Here is a 9,393-nt window from a genome sequence, read left to right as displayed (position 1 = left end):
GACGTAGAGGTGGTCGATGTGGGTGAGGAAGGTGTAGCCGGGGTTCTTCACCAGTGCGCGCTGGATGGTGTCGTAGGCGGCCTGCCGCTTGGCGTGGTCGCCGCTCTCGCGGGCCTCGTCGAGCGCCTTGTCGACCTCGGGGTTGTCGTAGTGGGCCATGTTGTTGAAGCCGTCACCGGCGAGCGAGGACTTCAGGAGCGTGTACTGGTCGAAGTCCGGGTCGGCCGGGGAGCCGCCGCCCGCCAGGACCGCGTCCTTGGGCATGCGCGGCTGGATGACCTCCCAGGTGCCCGCCTGCACCTCGACCTTGATGCCGAGCTTCTTGGCGTCGGAGGCGTAGGCGAGCGCGTGGTCCTGGCGGAGCTTGTCGCCGGAGAGGTACCAGAGGGGGAACGCCGCCCGGACGCCGTCCTTCGCGCGGATGCCGTCCTTGCCCGGCTTCCAGCCCGCCTTGTCGAGGATCTTCCCGGCCGCGGCGAGGTCGTGCCCCCGCTCGGTGCCCTTGGTGAACCACGGGCTGTCGGTCGGGACGGGGCCGTACGCTTCCTTGCCCGCGCCGTCCAGGATCGAGTCGACCATGGCCTTGCGGTCGACGCCGGTGTCCAGGGCGCGCCGGACGTCGGTGTCGCCCGTGACCTTGTTGCCGGTGGGCAGCGTCACCACGCGGTAGTCGAAGGTCTTGGCGGCGTAGGACTTCTTGTTGCCGTCGTTCTCGTACTTCTTCGCCAGGTTGGGCGGCAGGATCGCGCCGTCGAGCTCACCGGCGTCGAGCCGGGTGGCGCGGATGTCGTCGTCCTTGATGATCGCCATGGTGAAGTTCTTGACCTTCGGTGCGCCACCCCAGTAGCCGGGGTTGGCCTTGAAGGTGAGCTTCTCGCCCTTCGACCACTTCACCAGCTTGTAAGGGCCGGTGCCGACGGGCCTGGTGGTGAAGTCGCCGGTGTTCACGTCCTGCTTGCCGGCTATGTGCTCGGGCGCGATCGGCAGAACGGTGCGCTCGGCGAACGGCGCGTAGGGGTACTTGAGGTGGAAGACGACCGTGTCGTCGCCCTTCGCCTCGACGTTCTTGACGGCGTCGAGCTCGGTCTTGGAGGCGTTGTTGGTCTTCTTGTCGAGGATCGTCTCGTAGGTGAAGACGACGTCCTTGGAGGTGAAGGGCTTCCCGTCGCTGAACTTGACGCCCTTGCGCAGCTTGAAGGTGTACGTCTTGCCGTCGTTTCCGACCTCGGGCAGCGCGGCGGCCAGGGCGGGCTTCAGCTTCATGTCGGCGTCGTGCGTGAGCAGACCGTCGAAGATCTTGGAGTTGCCGTCCTTGCCGTAGCCGAGGAGCGGGCTCAGGGTGTCCGGTTCGTACGCGATGCCGACGACCGCGGAATCCTTCGCGCCGCCGGCCCCCTTGCCGTCGCCCGGCGCCGAACAGGCCGAAGCGGCGACCGCCAGAGAGGCGGCCGCCGCAACCGCGCCCGTACCCCGTATTGATCGGGCCCTCATGCTCCACACCCCTACTGAAGATCAAACGTTATTGCGAACGGGTCGCAATTATGCCTGATGTAATGGGTGGGTAAAACGGGTGGTCCATACCGGGTGGATCACGGGGGCAGGGGCACCACCGGCCGGGGGTCAGGGCGCGGGCAGGTTGACGCGGGCGGCCAGCTCCTCCCGGTGCCGGCCCACCGTGCCCAGCGCGATCGAGTCGGCCTTGGCCCGCTTGAGGTAGAGATGGACGGGGTGCTCCCAGGTCATGCCGATGCCGCCGTGCAACTGGAGCGCCTCTTCCGCGACGCGCACCGTGGCGGGCGACGCGAAGGCCTGCGCCAGAGCCGCCGCGACATCGGCGTCCGCGCTGCCTGCGGCGAGGGTGTCGGCCGCGTTGCGTGCGGTGGCCCGCATGTTGACCACCTCGAGCCACAGCTGGGCGAGCCGGTGCTTGAGCGCCTGGAAGGAGCCGACGGGCCGGTTGAACTGGTGCCGTTCCTTCGTGTGGCGCACGGTCTCGGTCAGGCACCAGTCGGCTATGCCCAGTTGCTCGGAGGCCAGGAGCCCGGCGCCGGCCCGCAGACCCCGTCGCACGGCGGGCCCGGATTCGGGACCGACCGCACGCGCGCGTGCCCCCTCGAAGGTGACCGTGGCGAGCGGCCGCGTCAGGTCGAGGGAGGTCTGCGGCGCCACGCTCACGCCCTCCAGTGCCGCGTCCACCGCGAAGAGACCCGCACTCGTGGGCACCAGGAACACGTCGGCGGCGAGCGCGTCGGCGACACCGGTGACGCTGCCGTGCAGGGCATCGCCCTCCGCGCGCACCCCGGGCAGGGCATCGCCCGGAGCGGCGGCAAGCGACACGGCGAGCACGCCGATCCTGCGTCCCGACGCGAGTGCGCCCACAAGCTCCCTCGCCGCGTCGCCTTCGCAGGCCAGCAGCGCCTCGGTCGCGATGACGGCACTGGTCAGATAGGGCACGGGCGCGACCGCGCGGCCCAACTCCTCCAGGACGACGGCGGCTTCGCGGTGCGTGGCGCCCTGGCCGCCGAGTTCCTCGGGCACGAGCAGTCCGGCAAGGCCCATGCCGTCCGTGAGCATCTTCCACAGCTCGCGGTCGTGCGGCTCGGCGGACTCGGTGCGGGTGAGCACGGCGGTGGCGTCGCAGTGGTCGGCGAGCAGGCCGCGCACCACCGAGCGCAGCGACTCCTCCTCTTCGGAGTACAGCAGGTCGCGCGGCGCGCTCTGCGGGCTCTGGGGTGACTGGGGTGACTGGGGTGTCTGCGTGCTCATCGGGCGAGGTCCTTCCACGCGACGTCCTTGTCGGTGCGCGGCTCGGAGGGCAGCCCGAGGACACGCTCGGCGACGATATTGAGCAGCACTTCGCTGGTGCCGCCCTCGATGCTGTTGCCCTTGGCCCGCAGATAGCGGTAGCCCGCGTCACGGCCGACGAAGTCGACCTTCGCGGGCCGCCGCATCGTCCAGTCCTCGTACAACAGGCCCTCCTCGCCGAGGAGTTCCACCTCCAGGCCGCTGATCTCCTGGTTCAGACGGGCGAACCCGAGCTTCATGCCCGAGCCCTCGGGCCCCGGATGGCCCGCCACGAGCTGCTGGCGCAGCCGCTCGCCGGTGAGCCGGGCGACCTCGGCCTCCACCCACACCTTCAGGAGCCGCTGGTGCAGATCGTGCGTGCGCAGTCCGGGCCGCTCGCGCCACGCCTCGACGACGGGGCCGATCATGCCGCCCTCGCGCGGGATGCGGGCGCCGCCGATGGACACCCGCTCGTTCATGAGGGTGGTCTGCGCGACCTTCCAGCCGTCGCCGATCTCACCGAGGCGGTGCGCGTCCGGGATCCGGACGTCGGTGAGGAAGACCTCGTTGAACTCGGCCTCGCCGGTGATCTGCCGCAGCGGGCGCACCTCGACGCCGGGGTCGGTCATGTCGCAGACGAAGTAGGTGATGCCGCGGTGCTTGGGCACCTCCGGGTCGGTGCGGGCGATGAGGATGGCCCAGCGGGCGGCATGGGCGCCGGACGTCCACACCTTCTGCCCGTTGACCACCCAGGAGTCGCCGTCACGCACGGCGCGGGTACCCAGGGCGGCGAGGTCGGATCCGGCGCCCGGCTCGCTGAAGAGCTGGCACCACACCTCGTCGCCGACCCACAACGGCCGCAGGAAGGCCCGCTTCTGCTCCTCGGTGCCGAAGCGCAGGATGGTGGGCGCCGCCATGCCCAGGCCGATCCCGATGCGGCGCGGGTCGTTGTCGGGCGCGCCCGCGGCCTCCAACTCGGCGTCCACGACGGCCTGCAGAGAGCGCGGCGCACCCAGGCCGCCGAGACCTTCGGGGTAGTGCACCCAGGCGAGTCCGGCGTCGAAGCGTGCCTTGAGGAACGCGGCGCGGTCCGTCGTGGCGGGCGGGTTGGCGGCGAGGAATTCCTGTGTACGGCTGCGCAGTCCGGCGTCATCCGTCATGCGGCGCCTCCCGCGGGAACCACGGCCACCCGCCCCGTGGTGATGCCGTCGGCGACCCGCTGGACGGCTGCGGCGGCCTCGCCCAGCGGCACGCGCTCGCTGATCAGCGGCTTGATCGCGCCCTTGGCGGCGAGCTGGGTGAGCTCTTCGTGGCAGCGCAGGATCGCCTGCGGGTCCTTGGCGTTGTACAGGCCCCAGTGCAGGCCGAGGACGGCGTAGTTCTTCACCAGGGCGTGGTTGAGCGCGGGCGTCGGGATGACGCCGCTCGCGAAGCCGACGACGATGATCCGCCCCTCGAAGGCGACGCACTTGGTCGACTGGGTGTAGGCGTCGCCGCCGACGGGGTCGTAGACGACGTCGGCGCCACGGCCGCCGGTGGCCTCCTTGACCGCGCCGATCACGTTCTCCGTACGCCGGTCGATGACCAGGTCGCAGCCGAGCTCGCGGGCGACCTCGGCCTTCGCGGCGCCGCCGACGACGCCGATGACCTTGGCGCCCGCCGCCTTGCCGAGCTGGATCGCCGCGCTGCCGACGCCGCCGGCGGCCGCGTGCACCAGGAGGGTCTCGCCCTCCTTGAGGTGCGCGCGGCGGTGCAGGCCGAACCAGCCGGTCTGGTAGCCGATGTGCAGCGCGGCGGCCTCGGCGTCGTCCAGGGCGTCGGGCGCGGGCAGCACGGCCGCCGCGTCGGCGATCGCGTACTCGGCGAAGCCGCCGTACGGAAGGGCGGGGTTGGCGATCACGCGCCGTCCGTCCTCGGTCTCGCCGCAGATCTCCACGCCGGGCGTGAACGGCAGCGGGGGCGTGACCTGGTACTGCCCGCGGCAGAGCAGCGCGTCGGGGAAGTTGATGTTGGCGGCGCGGACCTTGAGGAGCAGCTGTCCGTCGCCCGGCACCGGCCGGTCCACGTCTTCGAGGCGCATCACTGCGCTCGGCTCGCCGTTCTGGTGCACTTGCCATGCCTGCATGCGGGGCCTCCACGGGGCTCTTCGTAGACCGGGCTCCGTCGCATACTAAGCGGTCGCTTGCAGGCAGGGGAACCGTCTCGTCAGTCCGCTTCAGTCCGTCTCCCGCTCCCGCCGGGCGGGCCGCGCCCGGACGTGCATCCGCTCGCCCTGCGGTCCGAACAGGCTGAGGAACTCCGCGGGCCCCTCCCCCGTGGACCCGAACCAGTGCGGAACGCGCGTGTCGAACTCCGCGGCCTCGCCCGCCGTGAGGATCACGTCATGATCGGCGAGCACGAGCCGCAGCCGCCCGGACAGGACGTACAGCCACTCGTACCCCTCGTGGGTCTGCAGGTCGGGCTCGACGGAGCGGACCGGCTCGAAGATCTTGTACGCCTGGAGGCCGCCGGGCTGCCGGGTCAGCGGGATCATCGTGCGGCCGTGCCGGACGATCGGCTTGGACCGCACCCGCGGGTCGCCGACGGGCGGGGCGCCGACGAGCTCGTCCAGGGCGACCTGGTGGGCGCGGGCGATGGGCAGCAGCAGTTCGAGGCTGGGCTTGCGGTGGCCGGACTCCAGGCGGGAGAGGGTGCTCACCGAGATGCCGGTGGCCGCGGCCAGGCCCGCGAGGGTCGCCCCGCGCTCTTTGCGGAGCTTGCGCAGGCGGGGGCCGACTTCGGCGAGGACGCCGTCGAGATTCACGTTGTCGTCATCATTCTCAGCCATGGCTTTATTGCAGTATCGGCAAACTTGATTGTCAATCCCTCACGCTCGATGCGACGGTCCGGGTGGAGGTGGTCACGATGAACAGCAACAGCGATACGTACGACGTGGTCGTCGTCGGCGGTGGCGCGGCGGGGCTCGGCGCGGGGCTCGTCCTCGGCCGGTCGCGGCGCCGCGTCCTGGTCGTGGACGCGGGCGAGCCGCGCAACGCGCCCGCCGCGCACATGCAGGGCTATCTGTCCCGGGACGGGATGCCGCCCGCCGAGTTCCTCGCCGTGGGGCGGCGCGAAGTGGCGGCGTACGGAGTCGAAGTCGCCGACGACCGCGTGAGTGCCGTACGGCCCGACGGCGCCGGGGAGTTCGAGGTCGGCCTCGCGAAGGGCCGCAGCGTGCACGCGCGCCGCGTCGTCATGGCCACGGGCCTGGTCGACGAGCTTCCCGACGTGCCGGGCCTGGCCGGGCGCTGGGGCCGCGACGTGCTGCACTGCCCGTACTGCCATGGCTACGAAGTGCGGGACCAGGCCGTCGGTGTGCTCGCGTCGCCGGACTCAGGCATCCACCAGGCGCTGATTGTCACGCAGTCGTCCAAGGACGTGACGCTGTTCCTGCACACCGAGCCGGAGCCGTCCGCCGACGACCGGGAGAGGCTGGCCGTCGCCGGGGTGACGGTGGTGGAGGGCACGGTGACCGGAATCGCCGTGCAGGACGACCGCCTGACGGGAGTGCGGCTCGCGGACGGCCGGGTGGTCCCGCGCTCGGTGCTGTTCGCGGGGGCGGGGGCGCGCCCCCGCGACGAACTCCTCGACCGGCTCGGCGCGGACACCCGGGACACGCCCTTCGGTCCCTACCCGGTCGTGGACGCGGACGGGCGCACGAGCGTGCCCGGCGTGTGGGCCGTGGGCAACGCGGCGGGCCCCAAGGTGCAGGTGATCAACGCGGCTGCCGCGGGATACCAGGCCGGGCTCACGATCAACCACGAACTCGTCCTCGCGGACATCGACGCGGGCGTGGCGGCGCGGCGCCGGGAAGCGGCGGTGCGGGCCTGAAGGCCCGCACCGGGCGTGAAGTTCCGTGCGGGCATGGAGCTTTGGGGCGTTCCGCGATATCGATGCGGCCATGCGCGATACCGATGCGGCCATGACGGACGACGATGCGAACGAAGGGACGCCGCCGGGCCTCCCGGCCCCCGCCCCGCTGGGCACGAGCGCCCTGCCCGAGGGCACCTACGACGGGGTGACCGTCCTGGTGACCGGCGGCGGCACCGGCCTCGGCAAGGCGATCGCCGCGGAGTTCGCGCGGCTCGGCGCGGATCTGGTGATCGCCAGCCGCAAGGAGGAACGGCTGAAGGCGGCGCGGGACGAACTCGCGGCCCTCGGCGGGCGGGTGACGGCCGTGCCCTGCGACATCCGCGACCCGGAGCGCGTCGCCGAGGTCTTCGACGCGGCGCGGGAGGCGTGCGGGCTGCCCGGCGTCCTGGTGAACAACGCGGCGGCGAACTTCCCCGTGCCCGCGGAGGACATGTCGCCGAACGCCTGGCGCTCGGTCGTGGACATCACGCTGACCGGCACCTTCTTCATGACACGCGAGTTCGCCCGCCGCCATCTCGCGGCGGGCACACCCGGCTCCGTCATCAACATCGGGGCGTCGTACGCGTGGACGGGCGGCCCCGGCTTCGCGCACAGCGCGGCGGCCAAGGCGGGCGTGCACAGCCTCGTCGAGAGCCTGGCGGTGGAGTGGGGCCCGTACGGAATCCAGGTCAACGGCCTGGTGCCGGGCCTGATGCCGCACGGGGACATGACCGCCGACATCCGCGGCAACCTCGACCGGGCGGCGCCCGCGCCGGAACACGCAGCGGACGAACCCCGGCAGGGCCTCGGCTCGCGCCAGCCGGCCCTCCGCGTCGGCGCCCCACGCGAACTGGGCTGGGCCGCGACGTTCCTGGCCTCCCCCTACGCCCGCTTCATCACCGGCCACACCCTGGTGGTCGACGGCGCGAACTGGCAGCGGCGGGGGCTGGTGAGCCCGGAGGTGGTGACGGTGCGGGAGCAGATGGGACGGGGGCCTTTCGAGGGCTGACCCGGCGCCTCTCTCCTTCGCGGCAGCGGCAGCGGTGGCAGTGGCGGCTACTTGCCCTCGAACTCCGCCGCCCGCCGCTCCCCCTTCGCCGCGTACCCGGCGCGGGAGTCCTCCGACGTCAGCGTGACGGCCGCGTTCATCGCCACCTGATCGAGGGCGGCGCCCATCCCCGCATCCGCATACGTGTCGATGGCCCGCTTGATGCCCTGTACGGCCAGCGGGCCGTTCGCCGCGATCTCCGCGGCGACTTCGCGGGCCGTCTTGGCCAGTTCGTCGGCCGGAGTGACGATCTGGACCAGGCGCAGCCGCTCGGCCGTGGCCGCGTCGATGCGGCGGCCGGTGAGCGAGAGCAGCTTGGCCCAGCCCGCGCCCGCCTCGCGCGCGATGCGCAGATCGCCGCCCGCGTCCACCGCGACACCGATCTGCGCCTCGGGCAGCGCGAACACCGCGTCGTCCGAAGCGATCCGCACGTCCGCCATCAGCGCGAGCTCGAAGCCGAAGCCGAGGCAGTACCCCTGCACGGCGGCCACCACCGGCTGGGGAAGGCCCGCGAAGACCCGGAAGCGTTCGTGGACCCAGCGCAGGGCCTCGTAGTAATTGCGGGTGCGTTCGGACCCCGAGCGACCGCCGATCACGTCGCCGGCGTGCGCGGTGATGTCGATCCCGGCACAGAACGCCCGCCCCTCGGCCCGCAGCAGCACCGCCCTGATCGAGTCGTCGAAGCGGATCCGGTCCGCGAAGATGCCCAGCTGGCGCGTGGCCTCCCAGCTCCAGGCATTGAGCTTCTGCGGGTAGCACAGGGTGAGGATGCCCAGGCCGTCCTCGATGTCGAGGCGCAGCCGCTCCTCGCCCTCCGGGATGTCCGTGCCGATGGTGTCGATCACCTAGCACCAGCTCCTGCCCACAGTTCTGACGTCACGTCAGTTCCTGACGTGACGTCAGCCTAATGGCGGCGGCTCAGCGGCTGAAGACCTCGAAGGGCACCGCGGGCTTCCCGCCGAAGCGCGGCGCCACCTGCTGGGCGTTGCCGGTGAGGAACTCGCGGCAGTACTTCTCGGGGTCCTCCTGCGTCAGCACCTCGATGTACGTGCGGTGTTCGAGGAGCGAGCGCACGGAACGCTCGAGCCCGGCCGTCGCGTCCGCCGCGTGCGTGGGCGAGCTGGAACCGGCGACGGCCACCCAGCGCACCCCGTTCCAGGGTTCGAGCGCGTCCTCCTCGATCAGCTCGGGGAAGATCCAGCGGTTGCCCGCGTCCCCCACGGCGTCCAGCGTGGCGCGGCCGACGGCGACGTGGTCCGGGGTGTTCCAGGCGACGCCGCCCCAGGTGTCGCGGTGGTTGAGCGTGATCACGAGTTCGGGCCGGTGCCTGCGGACCGCGGCGGCGATGTCGCGGCGCAGCGCCGTCCCGTACTCGATCACGCCGTCCCTGTGGTCGAGGAACTCCACGGACGACACGCCGACGACGGCCGCGCTGGCCCGCTGCTCACGCTCGCGCAGCGGGCCGCACGTGGCCGGGTCGAGGGTGTCGATGCCCGCCTCGCCGCGGCTGGCGAGGAGGTAGGAGACCTCGCGTCCGGCGTCCGTCCAGCCGGCGATCGCGGCCGAGCAGCCGTACTCCAGGTCGTCGGGGTGCGCGACGACGGCGAGTGCGCGCTGCCAGTCCTCGGGCATGGGGGTGAGCTGGTCGTTCGCATGCAACGGCTCTGTCA

9 protein-coding genes are annotated in these 9,393 nt (G+C 71.9%); 2 read left to right on the top strand and 7 right to left on the bottom strand.

Annotated elements, in window-relative coordinates:
• The 5 genes from ACQKIP_RS30980 to ACQKIP_RS30960 form a co-directional block, all read right to left on the bottom strand.
• Positions 1 to 1,491: ABC transporter substrate-binding protein (locus ACQKIP_RS30980; RefSeq protein WP_427744779.1), on the bottom strand; the 1,491-nt coding region annotated here is incomplete at its 3' end.
• Between the two features lie 129 nt (positions 1,492 to 1,620).
• Positions 1,621 to 2,766 (bottom strand): acyl-CoA dehydrogenase family protein, encoded by a 1,146-nt coding sequence (locus tag ACQKIP_RS30975; RefSeq protein WP_365865239.1) that lies wholly within the window; start codon positions 2,764 to 2,766, stop codon positions 1,621 to 1,623.
• On the bottom strand, positions 2,763 to 3,944 hold the full coding sequence (locus ACQKIP_RS30970) for an acyl-CoA dehydrogenase family protein (protein WP_365865240.1): 1,182 nt from the start codon (positions 3,942 to 3,944) through the stop codon (positions 2,763 to 2,765). Before ACQKIP_RS30970 ends, ACQKIP_RS30975 begins: the two co-directional genes overlap by 4 nt.
• Positions 3,941 to 4,909 carry an NADPH:quinone oxidoreductase family protein gene (locus ACQKIP_RS30965; protein WP_365865241.1) on the bottom strand — a complete coding sequence of 323 codons (969 nt, stop codon included), beginning with the start codon at positions 4,907 to 4,909 and terminating at the stop codon, positions 3,941 to 3,943. Before ACQKIP_RS30965 ends, ACQKIP_RS30970 begins: the two co-directional genes overlap by 4 nt.
• Before the next feature lie 90 nt (positions 4,910 to 4,999).
• Positions 5,000 to 5,611, bottom strand: coding sequence for a helix-turn-helix domain-containing protein (locus tag ACQKIP_RS30960; protein ID WP_365865243.1), 612 nt, complete (start codon positions 5,609 to 5,611; stop codon positions 5,000 to 5,002).
• 77 nt (positions 5,612 to 5,688) lie between these two features.
• Between ACQKIP_RS30960 and ACQKIP_RS30955 the strand changes: the two genes are divergently transcribed.
• Positions 5,689 to 6,654, top strand: coding sequence for an NAD(P)/FAD-dependent oxidoreductase (locus tag ACQKIP_RS30955; protein ID WP_427744777.1), 966 nt, complete (start codon positions 5,689 to 5,691; stop codon positions 6,652 to 6,654).
• 91 nt (positions 6,655 to 6,745) lie between these two features.
• Positions 6,746 to 7,684 carry an SDR family oxidoreductase gene (locus ACQKIP_RS30950; protein WP_427744775.1) on the top strand — a complete coding sequence of 313 codons (939 nt, stop codon included), beginning with the start codon at positions 6,746 to 6,748 and terminating at the stop codon, positions 7,682 to 7,684.
• 47 nt (positions 7,685 to 7,731) lie between these two features.
• On the opposite strand, the gene ACQKIP_RS30945 is transcribed toward ACQKIP_RS30950, so the two are convergent.
• The gene (locus tag ACQKIP_RS30945; RefSeq protein ID WP_365865248.1) at positions 7,732 to 8,568 is read right to left on the bottom strand and encodes an enoyl-CoA hydratase/isomerase family protein; all 837 of its coding nucleotides are present in this window, start codon (positions 8,566 to 8,568) and stop codon (positions 7,732 to 7,734) included.
• Between the two features lie 73 nt (positions 8,569 to 8,641).
• Positions 8,642 to 9,355 carry a PIG-L deacetylase family protein gene (locus tag ACQKIP_RS30940; protein ID WP_427744780.1) on the bottom strand — a complete coding sequence of 238 codons (714 nt, stop codon included), beginning with the start codon at positions 9,353 to 9,355 and terminating at the stop codon, positions 8,642 to 8,644.
• Positions 9,356 to 9,393 lie beyond the last annotated feature (38 nt).

This window comes from Streptomyces sp. NPDC059900, from assembly GCF_050270335.1.
GTDB lineage: Bacteria > Actinomycetota > Actinomycetes > Streptomycetales > Streptomycetaceae > Streptomyces.
The sequence above is the reverse complement of the archived record's forward strand: the minus strand, read 5'-3'. Positions and strand labels throughout refer to the sequence as shown.